Genomic DNA, 16,792 nt, shown 5'->3' on the forward strand with positions numbered 1-16,792 from the left:
AAAAGTCGCGGCCAATCCGCGACAATCATGGCTCTACTGATGAACACCATGTACACCCCAAATTTTTCCATTCTCTCTGTCGCCTTGGCCATCGGTGTGGGCGCACTGCTTCCCAGCTCTGGCGCTTTGGCCGCAAAACCCAACAAAACCAAAACAAGCACAAGCAAATCCACTGCAGCCAAGTCCCCCGCCTCCAAAAAGGTGACTGCAGCTGCCAATGCTTTGCCCCCGCTGCCAGCGCAAATCGCCTTGGCCCCCAATGCACCAGCCTTGCAGTCCAAAGCTTGGTTGCTGATGGACTTTGACTCGGGCGAAGTGCTGGCCTCGGCCAACGCCGAAGAAGCCCTTCCCCCTGCCTCGCTCACCAAGATGATGACCAGCTACATCGTCGAGCAGGCCTTGCGCTCGGGCAAGCTCAAGCCCACCGACCTGGTCACCGTGAGCGAAAACGCTTGGTGCCGGGGCACCAGCGCCGAATCGTGCATGTACCTGCCCCTGAACAGCCAAGCGACGGTGATCGACCTGCTGCGCGGCATCATCATCCAGTCGGGTAACGACGCGTCCAAGGCGATTGCCGAGCACATGGCCAGCTCCGAAGCGGGCTTTGCCACGCTGATGAACGCCGAAGCTCAGCGCTTGGGCATGACGCACACCCACTTTGTGAACCCCACCGGCCTGCCCGATCCGGCGCACAAGTCGTCGGCACGCGATCTGGCCATCTTGGCGCGGGCCATCATCCGCGACGGTGCAGAGTACTACCCCCTCTACGCTGAACGTGACTTCAAATACAACGGCATCAAGCAAGGCAACCGCAACGCCCTGCTCTACACAGACCCCACCGTAGACGGCCTGAAAACCGGCCACACCGCCGAAGCCGGCTATTGTCTGGTCACGTCGTCCAAACGCAACGACACACGGCTGATCTCGGTCATCCTCAACACGCACAGTGCGCAAGCACGGGCCGACCAAACCCGCACGCTGCTCGGCTGGGGCTTTGGCAGCTTCGAGAAAGTCACCCCGATTGCAGCCAACGCGGTGGTCGGCACGGCCAAAGTCAGCTTTGGCAAGTCCGACACTGTGGCCGCCGGACTGGGCAGCCCTTGGCTGCTGACCGTACCACGCGGCACAACCGTGCAAACCGCGGTGGCACTCAAACCAGGACTGGAAGCCCCAGTGGCCAAGGGCACGGTGATTGGCAAAGTGGTGGCCACCGCCAATGGCAAACCCGCAGGCGAAGCCCCGCTGGTGGCGCAAGCCGAAGTGGCGCGCTCAGGCTGGCTGCTGTTGGCTTGGCAGCATGTGACCCGGTTGTTCGGCAAGTAAGCCGCCGCACCCAAGGAGCAGACACAGGGCGAAGTGCCAAGCGCTTTGTCTGCTGCCTGCGGCCTGCTGCCGTTCAAGGTGGCGTTAAAGCACCCGTGCCAACGCCGCCTGCAAATGCTCTGACGGCAACCGTTTGAAGCCCGAGCGGGCAAACCGCTGCAAGCGGCCTTGCATGAAGGCCACCAGCAATGAGGCTGTGACTTGTGCATCGGCCGTGGGCGTGGCCGATTCGATGCCTTTGAGCGACTGGCGCAGTTGCGCTTCGATCTTGTCAAACAGCAAGTTGATGCGCTCTTGCAGACGTTCGTGCTCCAGCACCAGCGCATCACCAATCATGACGCGGCTCATGCCCGGGTTCTTCTCAGCGAACTGCAACAGCAAGGCGACGATGCGACTGGCTTGCACGGGGCCTGCAGGTTCGCGGTCGGTGACCTGGCGAATCAGGCCAATGACCGATTGGTCGACAAAATCAATCAATCCCTCAAACATCTGCGCCTTGCTGGCGAAATGGCGGTACAAAGCCGCCTCACTCACGCCAATTTTGGCGGCCAGGCTGGCCGTGGTCACGCGCTCGGCACCAGGCTGCTCCAGCATGGCGGCCAGAGTTTGCAAAATTTGCAAACGCCGCTCACCTGGGCGAGGCCGTTTGCGTGCGGGTGTTTCATCGCCGTCTGAAAATCGCTCGCTTTGTTGTTCTGGATCAGACATGTCTCCCCCTGTTTTTTTAAGCTGGTGACTGCTGCAACTTTCAGCGGCTGCGGATCATCGTGCCAAAGGCCTGCTCGGACAGCACCTCGAGCAGCATGGCGTGTGGCACGCGGCCGTCGATGATGTGCACCGCATTGACGCCGCTCTTGGCCGCATCGAGTGCGCCCGCAATTTTGGGGATCATGCCGCCGCTGATCGTGCCGTCGACGCACAGCTCGTCGATGCGGCTGGGCGTCAACTCGGTGAGCAAGTTGCCCTCTTTGTCGAGCACACCACGGATGTTGGTGAGCATGAGCAACTTTTCGGCTTGCAGCACAGTGGCCAGCTTGGCGGCCACCACGTCGGCGTTGATGTTGTAGCTTTCGTTGTTGACGCCAAAACCAATGGGACTGACCACGGGAATGAAGGCGTCGTCTTGCAGGCACTGCAGGATCGCGGGGTCGATGCTTTCGATCTCGCCCACTTGACCCACATCGTATTCCTTGTTCGGGTCTTGGCTGTCCACCAGACGCAGTTTTTTGGCACGGATCAAGCCACCGTCACGGCCCGTCAGGCCCACGGCTTTGCCGCCTGCGCGGTTGATCATGCCCACGATGTCTTGCTGCACTTCACCGCCCAACACCCACTCGACCACTTCCATGGTTTCGGCATCGGTCACACGCATGCCCTGAATGAACTCGCCAGTTTTGCCCAAACGCTTCAAAGCGGTTTCGATCTGCGGGCCGCCGCCATGCACCACCACTGGGTTCATGCCCACCAACTTGAGCAGCACCACGTCTTCGGCAAAAGCCTGTTGCAGTGCCGGATCGGTCATGGCGTTGCCGCCGTACTTGATGACCAGGGTTTTGCCGTGGAACTTGCGGATGTAGGGCATGGCCTGCGCCAGAATTTGGGCTTGGTCATGCGGTGCAACGGTAGGGGCGGCAATGGTGTCGGTCATGGTGCGAAACAGGGTTGTCAAAGAAGGATCAAAAAGTTCTGGCGATTGTGCCGCAAGCCGGTGACCGATCAGAGGAACTCGGCCAGCATGCGATTAACGCCTCGTTGCCAAGGTGGCATCACCAACCCAAAGGTTTGCTGCAGTTTCTGGGTGTTCAAGCGTGAATTCAATGGCCGCTGGGCAGGCGTGGGAAATGCCGTGGTGGGCACAGGGGCGATGTCGGTCACTTTCAGGCTCAGCTCGGGGTTGATATGCCTCGCCTGTGCGATCACATGGCTGGCGTAGCCGTGCCAAGTGGTTTCGCCCGCAGCCACCAGGTGGTAAATGCCCGTCAATGCCGGGGCTGGTTTGGCCATGACCTGGCGAATGGCGTGGGCCGTCACATCGGCGATCAGGTCTGCACCCGTGGGTGCGCCATGTTGGTCATCGATCACGTTGAGGCGTTCGCGTTCACCGGCCAGGCGCAGCATGGTCTTGGCAAAGTTGCCACCCCGTGCCGCATACACCCAGCTGGTGCGAAAAATCAGGTGTTTGCAGCCGCTGGCGGTAATGGCTTGTTCGCCTTCGAGTTTGGTCTGGCCGTAAACACTCAGTGGGCCGGTGGCATCGCCCTCTTGCCAAGCCTGTTTGCCCTGACCGTTGAACACGTAATCGGTCGAGTAGTGCACCAGCCAAGCACCAATTTCGGCGGCGGCCTGCGCCAGTGCGGCTGGAGCGGTGGCGTTCAGGCAGCGGGCCACGTCGGTTTCCGACTCGGCCTTGTCCACGGCGGTGTGGGCAGCGGCATTGACGATGACGTCGGGACGCCAGTCGCGCACCGTTTGCGCCAAGCGCTCGGGCTGGCTCAGGTCGCCGCAATGGTCGGTGCTGTGCCGGTCCAGCGCCAGCAGTTCACCCAAAGGGGCCAGGCTGCGCTGAAGCTCCCAACCCACTTGGCCATTTTTCCCGAGCAGCAAGATCTTCATGCTTGGCGACCTGTGTAATTCTTGTTCACCCACTCACGATAGGCTCCGCTTTGTACATGGGCCACCCACTCGGGGTTGGCCAGGTACCACTCGACGGTTTTGCGGATGCCGGTCTCAAAGGTCTCGGCGGGCTTCCAGCCCAGCTCGGCTTCGAGTTTGCGGGCGTCGATCGCGTAGCGGCGGTCGTGGCCTGGGCGGTCGGTCACGTAGGTGATCTGGCTGGCGTAGCTTGTGCCATCGGCTTTGGGGCGCAGGGCATCCAACAACTTGCACACGGTTTGCACGATCTCGATGTTGGGCTTTTCGTTCCAGCCACCCACGTTGTAGACCTCGCCTAAGCGCCCTGCTTCGAGCACGCGGCGAATCGCGCTGCAGTGGTCTTTGACATACAACCAGTCACGGATCTGCATGCCGTCGCCATACACAGGCAAGGGCTTGCCCGCCAGCGCGTTGACGATCATCAGTGGGATGAGTTTTTCGGGGAAGTGGTACGGGCCGTAGTTGTTGCTGCAATTGGTGGTGAGCACCGGCAGGCCATAGGTGTGGTGCCAGGCGCGCACCAAGTGATCGCTGGCGGCCTTGCTTGCGCTGTAGGGGCTGTTGGGTTCGTAGCGGTGGGTTTCGGTAAAGGCCGGATCGGTTTTGGCCAGCGAGCCATAGACCTCGTCGGTGGAGACGTGCAGAAAACGGAACGCCGTTTTGTCTGCCTCTTGCAAGCCACTCCAATACCCCCGCACCGACTCCAATAGGCGGAAGGTGCCGACGATGTTGGTCTCAATGAACTCCCCCGGGCCATGGATGGAGCGGTCCACATGGCTTTCGGCAGCAAAGTTGACCACGGCGCGGGGCTGGTGCTCGGCCAGCAAGCGACTGACCAAAGCGCTGTCGCCAATGTCGCCTTGCACCAATTGGTGGCGCGCGTCGCCTTGCAGGCTGGCCAAGGTCTCGGGGTTGCCCGCGTAGGTGAGTTTGTCCAGGTTGATGACGGCCTCGTTGCTGGCGGCCAGCCAGTCGAGGACAAAGTTGGCGCCGATGAAGCCGGCGCCGCCGGTGACGAGAATGGTCATGAGGATTCGAATCTGGTGGGTGCCACGGGACGCGGCACCACTGTCTTGCGATTTTAGAAGCATTGCGCTTGAACGCAGGTTAAAGTGGCACCTTGTTCAGGAAGTGCACCATGGCCAAATCAAACGACACCACGCGCAACAAAAACAGCACCACCGCGCCACACGACAGCACCACCCCGCCGGCTCAGCATGTTTGGTTGGCAGGCTTGGGGGCCATGGCCAAAGCCCAAGAGCAAGGCAGCAAAGCCATTGAGGCCCTGGTGAACGACGGTTTGGCCTTTCAACGCAAAAGCCAGGCCGAAGCACAACAACGCTTGCAAGAAGCCACCGAACGGCTGAGCCACATGGCCACCGACTTCGGTCAGCAAGCCACCGGCCGGGTGGACAAACTGGAGCATTTGTTTGAAGACCGTGTGGCCAAGGCACTGCACCGATTGGGCATGCCCACGCTGCTGGACATTCAAATGCTCAACGATCGCGTGGCGCAACTGGAAGCTCAGCTGACGGCCTTGTCCGCTTCGACTTCGAAAAAACCAGCTGCACCGGCGCGCACCCCCACCAAATCGGCCGTGGGTAAAACAGCCAGCACGCCCGCAAAATCTGCGCGCGGCGGCAAGACCGTCAAAAAATCAAGCTGATGATCTAAGCCGCGATCTGACATGGCCAAAAAAGCCCCCCGCCGCACCGCCGAGCGCATTGCCGAGGTCACGCTGGAGTTATTCAACCGGTATGGTGAACCCAACGTCTCGACCACGCTGATCTCCGCTGAGCTGGGGATCAGTCCGGGCAACCTGTACTACCACTATGCGTCCAAAGACGCCTTGGTCAACCAGCTTTTTGACCAATACGAGGTCGCCATGCTGGGGCTGCTGGATGCCGCACCCGATGTGCGGGACATTGAGGACACCTGGTTTTTTCTGCACTCGCTGTTCGAGCAGGTCTGGAGCCACCGGTTCTTGTACCGCGATCTGAACAACCTGTTGTCGGGCAATCGGCACCTGGAAACGCACTTCCATGCGGTTTTAGAGCGAAAAACCCACGCCTTCAGATTGATGCTGGAGTCTTTGTCCGCAGCCGGCCTGATGCGGATCGGCCCTGACAGCGTGGAAACCCTGTCGGCCAGCATGTCGGTCATGGTGACCTATTGGCTGAGCTATGAATATGTGCGCAACCCCCGACAGGCCCTGGAGCCCGCCAGCGCTGGCTTGGCCCTGACACGGGGTGCCCAGCACGTATTGGCCCTGCTGACCCCGTACATGGCAAGCAAAGACCTGCAAGACCATCTGCAAAGATTGACGGCTGCATACAGCGCAAGCTGATGCTTTTCTGGGGGGCACACTTCGCCGAGCGCGATGGATGTGTATGGGGTCTGCCGAACCGATCAGGCCCCTTGGCTGAAACGCTGAGCGGCCAAGGCCAGCAGGCCGTCAAAGATCAGGTTGTCCACCAACTCGAACTGGAGGGACATGCTGGGGGCCATTTTCCAGCCGGCACCTCCGGTCATGATGCACACGGGCTCCTGCCCTGTGTGCTCACGCAGGTGTTGCACCATGCGTTCGCAAGCGCCTGCAATCGCGTAGGTGCCACCACTGGTCAGGGCATCGCTGGTATTGGTGGGGAATGGCGTCACTTCACCTGTGGGGACATGCAAACCGGCCGTGCCCGATTCGAGCGCCCGCAGCATGATGCCGTGACCGGGCAAGATCAGTCCGCCCAAAAAACGGCCGCTGGCATCAATGGCCTCAACCGTCACGGCCGTGCCGACCATGACCACCACCAATGGACGCGAGGGGCCTGCAGCCAGCATCCGGTGACGCGCACCGATCATGGCAACCCAACGGTCTGAGCCCAAACGCGAGGGGTGATCGTAGCCGTTGGTCAGGCCTGCCTCTTGGGCACTGGGCACCACCCACTGCGGGGCGAAATCCCAGATTTCCATTTGCTCTTGCACCCGGCGCTTGATGGCGTCACCGGCCACCACACAGCCCAGCATCTGGTCAGGCTTGGGCAGCTGCGACCAAGCGCCTTCTGACAGTCGGTCGATGTTTTCTAGGAATTCGGCGCCATGCGCCAGCAGCTGGCCCTTGGGACTTGGTTGCTCGTACAGCGCCCATTTGAGACGCGTGTTGCCCACATCGATGGCTAAAAATGTCATCCGCTGATGATAATGAGTTTCAAGCGTCGCTTGGCGCTTTGCGAATCGCGGCTTGAGCACCACGATCCGACCGGGTCGGCCACTCAGACGCGTCCCCCTGATTCACCAAGCCCAGCAACTGGGCCACATGCTCCACCGCCAGCAATGCATAGCGCATGTCACCCTGAACCAGAGCGCTGGCCAAACGCCGTACTCGCTGTGCCAAGCAAATTCATAATAGATCTCCCCATCAAGAGCACCGCCCTATGGTTAACCCTGAGACCTCTGCCTCCAATTTGTCCCGTGCCATCCACCTCAGGCAGGTCTCATGCCAAGAGGTCATGCAGGCGACCCTGGAGCGCATCGCGCGTTTGAACCCGCAGTCCAACGCCATCGTCAGCCTGCAAAACCCCGAACTTTTGATGGCACAAGCGCGCGAGCGGGATGCACAACTGGCCCGAGGCGAGTCCATGGGCTGGATGCACGGCATGCCCCAAGCGGTCAAAGACCTGTCCAATGTGGCGGGTCTGCGCACCACATTGGGCAGCCCACTGATGAAAGATTTCGTGGCCAGCGAGGACGGCCTGATGGCGAAGCGCATGAAAGCCGCAGGCGCCATCGTGATTGGCAAAACCAACACGCCCGAGTTCGGCCTGGGCTCGCATACCTTCAACGAGGTGTTTGGTCCCACCCGCAACGCTTGGAACCAGGACAAATCGGCGGGCGGCAGCAGCGGCGGCGCAGCCGTGGCACTGGCCCAGCGCCTGCTGCCCGTGGCCGATGGTTCGGACTTCATGGGCAGCTTGCGCAACCCGGCTGGCTGGAATCATGTGTTTGGCATGCGCCCCTCACAAGGGCGGGTGCCCATGTCACCGGCGCAAGACGTTTTCATTGCCCAGCTGGGAACCGAAGGCCCCATGGGCCGCCATGTGCGCGACATGGCCATGCTGCTGTCGGTGCAAGCGGGCGCAAACCCGGCCAACCCGCTCAGCCTGACCGATGACGCGGCGCAGTTTGCAGGCGCGCTGGACAGCGACCCCAAAGGCCAGCGCATTGGCTGGCTGGGCGATCTGCAAGGCTACCTGCCGATGGAGAGCGGTATTTTGCAAATTTGTCAGGCGTCCTTGAACAGTTTTTCGGGCATGGGTTGCACCGTCGATGAAGCGCGTTTAGGCATGCCACCTGAGCAAATCTGGCAAGCCTGGCTGGTGTGGCGACAGGCCTTGATGGGGCCGCGCATCGCGCCTTTCTTGGTCAACCCGACCAACCGCGCCCTCATCAAACCCGAAGCACTGTGGGAGCATGACCAATCGCTGAACTTGAAAGGCTCGCAATTGATGGCCGCCAGCGCCAGCCGCACACGCTTTTATTTGAGCATGTTGGCTTTGTTTGAAAAATTCGATGTGCTGGCCATTCCTGTGTCCCAGGTCTGGCCCTTTGACCTGGGCCTGCGCTGGCCACCCAGCGTGGCAGGACGCAGCATGGACACCTACCACCGCTGGATGGAAGTGGTGATTTACGCCACTTTTGCGGGCCTGCCCTCAATCAGCGTGCCAGCAGGTTTTGGCGAAAACGGCCTGCCCATGGGATTGGCCCTGATTGGCAAACCCCAAGGGGACCTGGCGCTGCTGAAGCTGGCCCACGCCTACGAGATGGCAAACCAGGACATGATCAGCCAGCGACCGCCGGGTATTTGAATACCTGGCCCACCGTACTTCATGCACTTTGCCCTCAAGCTTGGCTCAAGCGTGTCCAGCCCGTCAGGTCCAGCGACGCCAGCGCCATGATCTTGGCGGAATCCACCAACTCTTGAATACCCACATATTCATCTGGCTGGTGCGCCAGATCCAGGATTCCGGGACCGTAGGCGATGCAATCCTTTAGCTGGCCTGAACGCACGATGTGTTTTTGGTCATAGGTGCCTGGGCTGGCAATGTAGCTGGGCTCGCGACCCAGCACGCGGGCTATGGCCCGGGCTGTCGCGTCCACCACGGGCGCATCTTTGGGCGTGGCAGTGGGCACAAAACTCATGATGTCTCGGATGCCGTAGTCAAAACCAGGCCGGGTGCGTTTGAGTTCATCGAGCATGTCGATGATTTCCTGTTTCACGGCTTCGAGGTTTTCTTCGGCAGTGAAGCGCCGGTCAAGTACGGTGCGGCAACTGTGCGCCACCACCGGCGCGGGCGTTTGCGCCGTGGGCCAGCCGCGCTCGTCGTTGGCGTAATGCTGCTCCACCTGCCCGCCGTGGATGCTGTTGATGTTGAGCGTGCTCACCCGTGCGCCCGGCGGCTCCACCGGCTCGGCGGTGCGGCGGCCTTGCAGGCGAGGTTGCAGCTGCGTCTCCAACAAATGGATGAAGGCGCTCATGTGGTTGATGGCGCTGTCACCCAGAAACGGCATGGAGCCATGTGCGATGCGGCCCCGGGTTTCGACTTCGCCCCACCACACGCCCCGGTGACCCAGGCAAATACGGTCCACGCCCAGCGGCTCAGGAATGATCACATGGTGCACACGCGGCTTGCTGAAATAGCCGCGCTCGGCCAAGTAGCCCACCCCAGCAAATCCACCGGATTCTTCGTCCACCGTGCCGCTGATTTCCAAAGCGCCCGGGATCGGCAGGCCCGATTCAATCAAGGCTTCGCAGGCAATGATGCTGGACGCCAGTCCGCCTTTCATGTCGCAGGTGCCCCGCCCATACACACGCCCATTGGCCACCTGACCGCCAAAGGGCTCATAGGTCCAGCCCGAACCCGCCTCAACCACGTCGATGTGGCTGTTGAAATGCACACACTCCCCGGTGGAGCCCCCCTGCCAACGCGCCACCACATTGGTGCGCGGGTGGCTGTCGCTGTCGCCCGGTGCACCAATGGCCCGGACATACTCAACAGCAAAGCCTTTTTGGGCCAAACGCTCACCAATGAAATGGGCGCATGCCTCATAAGCGTCACCCGGGGGATTGACGGTCGGGATGCGCACCAGATCTTGCGTGAGGGCAGTCACCTCGTCACGCTTGGCCTCAATGCGCTGCAAAAGCTTTTGAACAGAAGGATTCATGGCTTCAGTCTAAAGGCCGCCACCTGTGAAACGAAGTCACACAGGGCACAGAGCGGTCACTGAGCGTCAGTTTTGTTGCCACGGCAGGCCGCGATAGCGCCACCCACCTGTTTGACCGCGGTGCGCCTGCGCGTCCGGGTCGCCCTCAAAGCCTTCAAGGATGTTGTAGGCCTGCAAACCGAGCGCGGTGGCGCGTTGGGCCGCCGCAATGGAGCGCACGCCGCTGCGGCACAGAAGCACCAGTTTTTTGCCGCCCGCGCCCACCGCTTGCACGCCCGCGTCAAAGTCGGGGTTCATGGCCATGCCGGGCCATTGTTTCCAGGCCAGGGCGTGCGCGCCGGGCACAAAGCCCACCCAGGCACGCTCAGCGTCGCTGCGCACATCCACCAGTTCGGCCTCTCCCGACTGCACCCATGCCCAGGCTTGCTCAGGTGACACATCGCCGGCATAACCGTTGGCAGCGACGGGCTGGGGGGTGGCGGGTGAGGTCATGAGATCTGGTCCTGGTTGGTGGTCTATCAATCGGGTGTGAATCATAGCTTTTTGCACCCCAGCCCTGCATCGCACGGCTGTCCGTGACAGGACAGGCTGCAGCGGATAAGATGCGGGTTTTGGTTGACGTTTACGTCAACGTCAAAGCCTCAATCACAAAACCGCTTGCTACCGGAGTCGCCCCATGACCGATCTGTCCGCTGAATTCAAAGCCTTGGCCGAGTACCGCCCCACGAACAAGGTACGTTTTGTCACCGCCGCCAGCTTGTTTGACGGCCACGACGCGGCGATCAACATCATGCGCCGCATCTTGCAGAGCATGGGCGCCGAAGTCATCCACCTGGGCCACAACCGCTCGGTGGACGAGGTGGTGACGGCTGCGCTGCAAGAAGACGCACAAGGCATCGCCATCAGCTCTTATCAGGGCGGACACAACGAATACTTCACCTACATGACCGAGCTGCTCAAGGCCCGAGGCGGCGAGCACATCCAGGTGTTTGGCGGCGGTGGCGGCGTGATCGTGCCGTCCGAGATCCGCATGCTGGCCGAGCATGGCGTGCGGATTTTCAGCCCTGAAGACGGCCAAAAAATGGGCTTGGCCGGGATGATTGGCGAGATGGTCATGCGCTGCGACCAAGACATCAGCCCCTTGGCCCCCAAAACCGTGGATGCGATTCAGGGCCACGGCGAGATGAACTGGCGTGCGTTGGCACAACTGATCACCGCTTTAGAGAACGACAAAGCCGATGCCAGCGTGGTCAAGACCGTGCGCGAACAAGCTGCCAGCAAAAAAGTGCCCGTGCTGGGCATCACCGGCACCGGCGGTGCGGGCAAGTCCTCGCTCACCGACGAATTGATCCGACGTCTGCGCCTGGACCAGGACGACGCGTTGCGCGTGGCCGTGATCTCGATCGACCCTTCGCGCCGCAAGAGCGGCGGCGCTTTGCTCGGCGACCGCATCCGCATGAACGCCATCAGCCCTTGGTCACAAGGCCCGCGCGTGTTCATGCGCTCTCTGGCCACGCGTGACTTTGGCTCTGAAATTTCTGCCGCACTGCCCGACGTGGTGGCGGCCTGCAAAGTGGCGGGCTTTGACTTGATCGTGGTCGAGACCTCGGGCATTGGTCAGGGCGACGCCGCCATCGTGCCGCATGTGGACGTGCCCATGTACGTCATGACACCCGAGTTCGGCGCCGCTAGCCAGCTCGAAAAAATCGACATGCTGGACTTTGCCGAGTTTGTGGCGATCAACAAGTTCGACCGCAAAGGCGCATCTGACGCCCTGCGCGACGTGGCCAAGCAGGTGCAGCGCAACAAAGAAGCCTGGACCGTGCCCACCGAGCAGATGCCGGTGTTTGGCACCATGGCCGCCCGCTTCAACGACGACGGCGTGACGGCGCTGTACCAAGCGCTGAAAACCCGCCTGGCCGAACTGGGCATGAAAACCACCGAAGGCCGTTTGCCTGTGGTCCAGGTGCGTTACAGCACCCACCAAAACCCGGTGGTGCCTTCTTCCCGCACCCGTTACCTGGCCGAGATCAGCGACACCGTGCGCGGCTACAAAAAGCGCGCCATCGACCAATCGCGCCTGGCCCGTGAGATCCAGCAACTGCGCGCTGCTGCCCGCATGCTCGAAGTGGGCAAATCCGGTCGCGCCAAGGCTGCCGAAGCGGCCATCGACCTGGCTGTGAGCCGCGAACAAACGCAAGACCCCACCGCACGCAAACTGTTGGCCCAATGGCCCGACATGCAAAAAGCCTATGCGGGCGATGAGTACGTGGTGAAAATCCGCGACAAGGAAATCCGTACCGCGTTGACCACCAAATCGCTGTCTGGCACCACCATCCGCAAAGTGGCCTTGCCCCAATACGAAGACGACGGCGAAGTGCTCAAGTGGTTGATGCTGGACAACGTGCCCGGCAGCTACCCTTACACCGCAGGCACCTTTGCCTTCAAGCGCGAAGGCGAAGACCCGACCCGCATGTTCGCGGGCGAAGGCGACCCCTTCCGCACCAACCGCCGCTTCAAGCTGGTCAGCGAAGGCCTGCCCGCCAAGCGCTTGTCCACCGCGTTTGACTCGGTCACGCTGTACGGCAACGACCCCGACCTGCGTCCCGACATTTACGGCAAGATCGGTAACTCGGGCGTGAACGTGGCCACACTCGACGACATGAAGGTGCTGTACTCGGGCTTTGACCTGTGCAACCCCACCACCAGTGTGTCGATGACGATCAACGGCCCCGCGCCTTCGATCCTGGCCATGTTCATGAACACGGCCATCGACCAGAACATCGACAAGTTCAAGACCGACAACGGCCGCGAGCCCACCGAGACCGAAGCCGCCAAGATCAAGGAATGGGTGTTGGCCAATGTGCGCGGCACGGTGCAAGCCGACATCCTGAAAGAAGACCAGGGCCAAAACACCTGCATCTTCTCGACCGAGTTCTCCTTGAAAGTGATGGGCGACATCGCGCAGTACTTTGTGCACCACGACGTGCGCAACTTCTACTCGGTGTCCATCTCGGGTTACCACATCGCTGAAGCGGGTGCCAACCCTATCAGCCAGCTGGCGTTCACGCTGTCCAACGGCTTCACCTTTGTCGAAGCCTACCTGGCGCGTGGCATGCACATCGACGACTTCGCGCCCAACTTGTCGTTCTTCTTCAGCAACGGCATGGACCCCGAATACACCGTCATGGGCCGTGTGGCGCGCCGCATCTGGGCCGTGGCCATGAAAGAGAAATACGGCGCGAACGAACGCAGCCAAAAGCTCAAGTACCACATCCAGACGTCGGGCCGCTCGCTGCACGCGCAAGAGATCCAGTTCAACGACATCCGAACCACGCTGCAAGCGCTGATCGCGATTTACGACAACTGCAACAGCCTGCACACCAACGCGTTTGACGAAGCCATCACCACGCCCACCGCAGACTCGGTGCGCCGTGCCATGGCGATCCAGCTGATCATCAACCGCGAGTGGGGCTTGGCCAAGAACGAGAACCCGAGCCAAGGCGCCTTCATCATCGAAGAGTTGACCGAGTTGCTGGAAGAAGCCGTGTTGGCCGAGTTTGAAAAAATCGCAGAGCGCGGCGGCGTGCTGGGCGCGATGGAAACCGGCTACCAGCGCGGCAAGATTCAAGACGAATCCATGCACTACGAGATGCTCAAGCACACCGGCGAACTGCCCATCATCGGTGTCAACACCTTCCGCAACCCCAAGGGCGACGAAGTCATGGAAACGCTGGAACTGGCCCGCTCGACCGAGGAAGAAAAGCAGAGCCAGCTCAAGCGCCTGAGCGACTTCCACGCCCTCCATGCTGCCGAATCACCCGCCATGCTCAAACGCCTGCAGCAAGCCGTGATCGACAACGGCAACGTGTTCGAGGTGCTGATGGACGCGGTGCGGGTGTGCTCGCTGGGTCAGATCACCAACGCGCTGTTTGAGGTGGGTGGTCAGTACCGTCGCAACATGTGAACCTCAAAAGTTCACTTGATCTCCACCCTTGAGCGCCAGCATGCTGCGCGCCTCATCGGGGGAGGCGATCTCCAGGTTCAGGGCTTCGAGCACGGTGCGGATGCGATGCACCTGCTGAGCGCTGGACTCGGCCAATTTTCCAGGGCCGATCCACAGCGAGTCTTCCAACCCCACCCGCACGTTCGAGCCCATGGCCGCGCCAATGCTGGCCAACGCGATCTGGCCTTTGCCTGCACCCAAAATCGACCACTGGTAATCGTTACCAAACAGGCGGTCGGCCGTGCGGCGCATGTGCATCAGGTCTTCGGGGTGCGGACCGATGCCACCCAAAATGCCGAACACCGACTGCACAAACAAAGGGCCAGTCACCAGCCCCCGATCCCGGAAGTGCGCCAGGTTATACAGATGGCTGATGTCGTAGCACTCGAACTCAAAGCGGGTGCCGTTTTCGGTACCCAAGCGCAAGATGGTCTCGATGTCGTTGTAGGTATTTTTGAACACCAGATCGCGGCTCTTTTCCAGGTGCGCCCGTTCCCACTCGTGCTCAAAATTCTTGAAGCGGTCGAGCATGGGGAACAGGCCAAAGTTCATCGACCCCATGTTGAGCGAGGCCACCTCAGGCTTAAAGGTCAGCGCTGGCTGCATGCGCTCGTGCACCGTCATGTGCGGACTACCGCCCGTGGTCAGGTTAATCACGGCATTCGTTTTGGTCTTGATCTTTTGCAAAAACGGCACAAAAAACGCCGGGTCTTGCGAGGGGCGGCCGTCAGCCGGATCGCGTGCATGCAGGTGCAAGATGGCCGCGCCAGCCTCTGCCGCGGCAATGGCTGCGTCGGCGATCTCGTCTGCCGTCACCGGCAAATGCGGCGACATGCTGGGCGTATGGATGGCCCCGGTGGGGGCGCAGGTGATGATGACTTTGCGGGCTTTGCTCATGAACCGTCTCCAAAAAATGGTGGCCCAGCGCCGGTGGGCTGGGACTGAGCCAAAGCATGCCCGACCCGCGAGAACGAAGAGGTCACCAAGGCAACAAGCACGCAGCCCTGTCACACCCAGGCCACGCGATTGCAGCAAAATGGCCAAGTCGCACCCTGGATGGGGTGTACAACATTGCCAGACATATCGCCCAGGAATCTTATGCAGCACCTGCCGCCGTTCATCGCTCCCTCAGAACACCAAGATGCCGACAGCGCCTTGGCGCAAATTCAGCACATCTACCAGCACAGCGTGAACCACCTGCGCCAGGCCATGCGCGAGTTTGTGGCGGGCGCCGACATGACAGACACCCGGGTGCGGGCTTTCTACCCGTTTGTGCGGGTGCAAGTCAGCAGCGCCAGTCGCAAAAGCGCGGGGCTGGACAGCCGCTTGAGCTACGGTTTTGTGGCCGAACCAGGCCGCTTTGAAACCACATTGACACGGCCCGACCTGTTTGCTTTTTACATCCGCCAGCAACTGACGCTACTGCTCAAAAACCACGGCGTGAGCCTGCAGGTGGGCACCAGCAACCAGCCGATCCCGATCCACTTTTCTTTCGCTGACGACGAGCACATGGAGGGCAGCCTGAGCCGAGAGCGCCAGGCCCTGATGCGCGAAGTGTTTGACCTGCCGGACTTGGCCGCCATGGACGACGGGATTGCCAATGGCACACACGAACCTGCGGCCTCCGAGGCCAGGCCACTGTCGCTGTTCACCGCGCCGCGCATCGACTATTCGCTGCAGCGCCTGCGCCACTACACCGGCACCTCACCGCGCTGGTTTCAGAACTACGTGCTGTTCACCAATTACCAGTTTTACATCGACGAATTCATCGCCCTGGGCCGCGCCGAGATGCAAAACCCGGACAGCGAATACATCGCCTTTGTCGAGCCCGGCAACATGGTCACGCGCCGCGTGGGCCTGCAAGCTGAAGAGGTAGACGCCCTGGGTCAAACACCGCCACGCCTGCCACAAATGCCGGGCTACCACCTGGTACGCAAAGGCCACAGCGGCATCACCATGGTCAACATCGGTGTGGGCCCGGCCAACGCCAAGACCATCACCGACCACATCGCCGTGCTGCGACCACACGCCTGGCTGATGCTGGGTCACTGCGCAGGTCTGCGCACCACGCAGCAATTGGGCGACTATGTGCTTGCCCATGCGTATGTGCGCGAAGACCATGTGCTGGACGAAGAACTGCCGCTTTGGGTGCCGATCCCGGCGCTGGCCGAGATTCAAGTGGCCCTGGAAAAAGCCGTGACTGAAGTAACCGGCTGCGAAGGTGCCGAGCTCAAACGTTTCATGCGCACCGGCACGGTGGCCAGCACCGACAACCGCAACTGGGAGCTGCTGCCTGACAACAAACCGCAGCGGCGCTTCAGCCAAAGCCGCGCCGTGGCCCTGGACATGGAAAGCGCCACGATTGCCGCCAACGGCTTTCGCTTTCGGGTGCCCTATGGCACCTTGCTGTGTGTGAGCGACAAACCCCTGCACGGCGAGATCAAACTTCCGGGCATGGCCAACCACTTTTACCGCGAGCGGGTGAATCAACACCTGCAAATCGGCATCCGCGCCGTGACCTTGCTGCGCAATGCCGGACCCGAACAACTGCACAGCCGCAAGCTGCGCAGCTTTGCCGAAGTGGCTTTCCAGTAA

Annotated in this window: 15 protein-coding genes; 6 read left to right on the forward strand and 9 right to left on the reverse strand. The window is 61.1% G+C overall.

Annotated features, from left to right (window positions below):
* Window positions 1-48: 48 nt before the first annotated feature.
* The gene (locus ACZ5SR_RS15060; protein WP_464449434.1) at window positions 49-1,323 is read left to right on the forward strand and encodes a D-alanyl-D-alanine carboxypeptidase family protein; all 1,275 of its coding nucleotides are present in this window, start codon (window positions 49-51) and stop codon (window positions 1,321-1,323) included.
* An 84-nt stretch (window positions 1,324-1,407) separates the two neighbouring features.
* Here the strand turns inward: ACZ5SR_RS15060 and slmA are convergent, their stop codons facing one another.
* From slmA to rfbB, 4 genes are all read right to left on the reverse strand, one after another.
* Window positions 1,408-2,031 carry a nucleoid occlusion factor SlmA gene (gene slmA / locus ACZ5SR_RS15065; RefSeq protein ID WP_464449435.1) on the reverse strand — a complete coding sequence of 208 codons (624 nt, stop codon included), beginning with the start codon at window positions 2,029-2,031 and terminating at the stop codon, window positions 1,408-1,410.
* A 40-nt stretch (window positions 2,032-2,071) separates the two neighbouring features.
* On the reverse strand, window positions 2,072-2,971 hold the full coding sequence (gene argB / locus ACZ5SR_RS15070; protein ID WP_464449436.1) for an acetylglutamate kinase: 900 nt from the start codon (window positions 2,969-2,971) through the stop codon (window positions 2,072-2,074).
* Window positions 2,972-3,039: 68 nt separating this feature from the next.
* Window positions 3,040-3,936: a dTDP-4-dehydrorhamnose reductase gene (gene rfbD, locus ACZ5SR_RS15075; protein ID WP_464449437.1), complete on the reverse strand. Its 897-nt coding sequence runs from the start codon at window positions 3,934-3,936 to the stop codon at window positions 3,040-3,042.
* On the reverse strand, window positions 3,933-5,003 hold the full coding sequence (rfbB, locus tag ACZ5SR_RS15080; RefSeq protein WP_464449438.1) for a dTDP-glucose 4,6-dehydratase: 1,071 nt from the start codon (window positions 5,001-5,003) through the stop codon (window positions 3,933-3,935). The genes rfbD and rfbB overlap by 4 nt, the downstream gene beginning before the upstream one ends.
* A 110-nt stretch (window positions 5,004-5,113) precedes the next feature.
* Between rfbB and ACZ5SR_RS15085 the strand changes: the two genes are divergently transcribed.
* Both ACZ5SR_RS15085 and ACZ5SR_RS15090 read left to right on the forward strand, forming a co-directional pair.
* Window positions 5,114-5,641 carry a phasin family protein gene (locus ACZ5SR_RS15085; RefSeq protein WP_464449439.1) on the forward strand — a complete coding sequence of 176 codons (528 nt, stop codon included), beginning with the start codon at window positions 5,114-5,116 and terminating at the stop codon, window positions 5,639-5,641.
* A 21-nt stretch (window positions 5,642-5,662) separates the two neighbouring features.
* The gene (locus ACZ5SR_RS15090; protein ID WP_464449440.1) at window positions 5,663-6,322 is read left to right on the forward strand and encodes a TetR/AcrR family transcriptional regulator; all 660 of its coding nucleotides are present in this window, start codon (window positions 5,663-5,665) and stop codon (window positions 6,320-6,322) included.
* A 62-nt stretch (window positions 6,323-6,384) separates the two neighbouring features.
* Here ACZ5SR_RS15090 and ACZ5SR_RS15095 read toward each other — a convergent pair whose 3' ends face one another.
* Complete coding sequence (locus tag ACZ5SR_RS15095) at window positions 6,385-7,158, reverse strand: type III pantothenate kinase (RefSeq protein ID WP_464449441.1); 774 nt, start codon at window positions 7,156-7,158, stop codon at window positions 6,385-6,387.
* Between the two features lie 19 nt (window positions 7,159-7,177).
* On the reverse strand, window positions 7,178-7,363 hold the full coding sequence (locus ACZ5SR_RS15100) for a hypothetical protein (RefSeq protein WP_464449442.1): 186 nt from the start codon (window positions 7,361-7,363) through the stop codon (window positions 7,178-7,180).
* 40 nt (window positions 7,364-7,403) lie between these two features.
* Here ACZ5SR_RS15100 and ACZ5SR_RS15105 point away from each other — a divergent pair, with 40 nt between their 5' ends.
* Window positions 7,404-8,834, forward strand: a complete 1,431-nt coding sequence (locus tag ACZ5SR_RS15105; RefSeq protein ID WP_464449443.1) for an amidase — start codon at window positions 7,404-7,406, stop codon at window positions 8,832-8,834.
* 34 nt (window positions 8,835-8,868) lie between these two features.
* Here the strand turns inward: ACZ5SR_RS15105 and ACZ5SR_RS15110 are convergent, their stop codons facing one another.
* On the reverse strand, window positions 8,869-10,191 hold the full coding sequence (locus ACZ5SR_RS15110) for an acetylornithine deacetylase/succinyl-diaminopimelate desuccinylase family protein (RefSeq protein ID WP_464449444.1): 1,323 nt from the start codon (window positions 10,189-10,191) through the stop codon (window positions 8,869-8,871).
* 66 nt (window positions 10,192-10,257) lie between these two features.
* Complete coding sequence (locus ACZ5SR_RS15115; protein ID WP_464449445.1) at window positions 10,258-10,683, reverse strand: rhodanese-like domain-containing protein; 426 nt, start codon at window positions 10,681-10,683, stop codon at window positions 10,258-10,260.
* Window positions 10,684-10,867: 184 nt separating this feature from the next.
* Here ACZ5SR_RS15115 and icmF point away from each other — a divergent pair, with 184 nt between their 5' ends.
* Window positions 10,868-14,158, forward strand: coding sequence for a fused isobutyryl-CoA mutase/GTPase IcmF (gene icmF / locus ACZ5SR_RS15120; RefSeq protein ID WP_464449446.1), 3,291 nt, complete (start codon window positions 10,868-10,870; stop codon window positions 14,156-14,158).
* A gap of 3 nt (window positions 14,159-14,161) precedes the next feature.
* Here the strand turns inward: icmF and kce are convergent, their stop codons facing one another.
* A complete protein-coding gene (gene kce, locus ACZ5SR_RS15125) occupies window positions 14,162-15,094 on the reverse strand; it encodes a 3,5-dioxohexanoate:acetyl-CoA acetone transferase (RefSeq protein WP_464449447.1) in 933 nt (310 codons plus the stop codon).
* A gap of 201 nt (window positions 15,095-15,295) precedes the next feature.
* On the opposite strand from kce, the gene ACZ5SR_RS15130 reads away from it, so the two are divergent.
* Window positions 15,296-16,792 carry an AMP nucleosidase gene (locus ACZ5SR_RS15130; RefSeq protein WP_464449448.1) on the forward strand — a complete coding sequence of 499 codons (1,497 nt, stop codon included), beginning with the start codon at window positions 15,296-15,298 and terminating at the stop codon, window positions 16,790-16,792.

Source organism: Limnohabitans sp. TEGF002 (assembly GCF_055395845.1).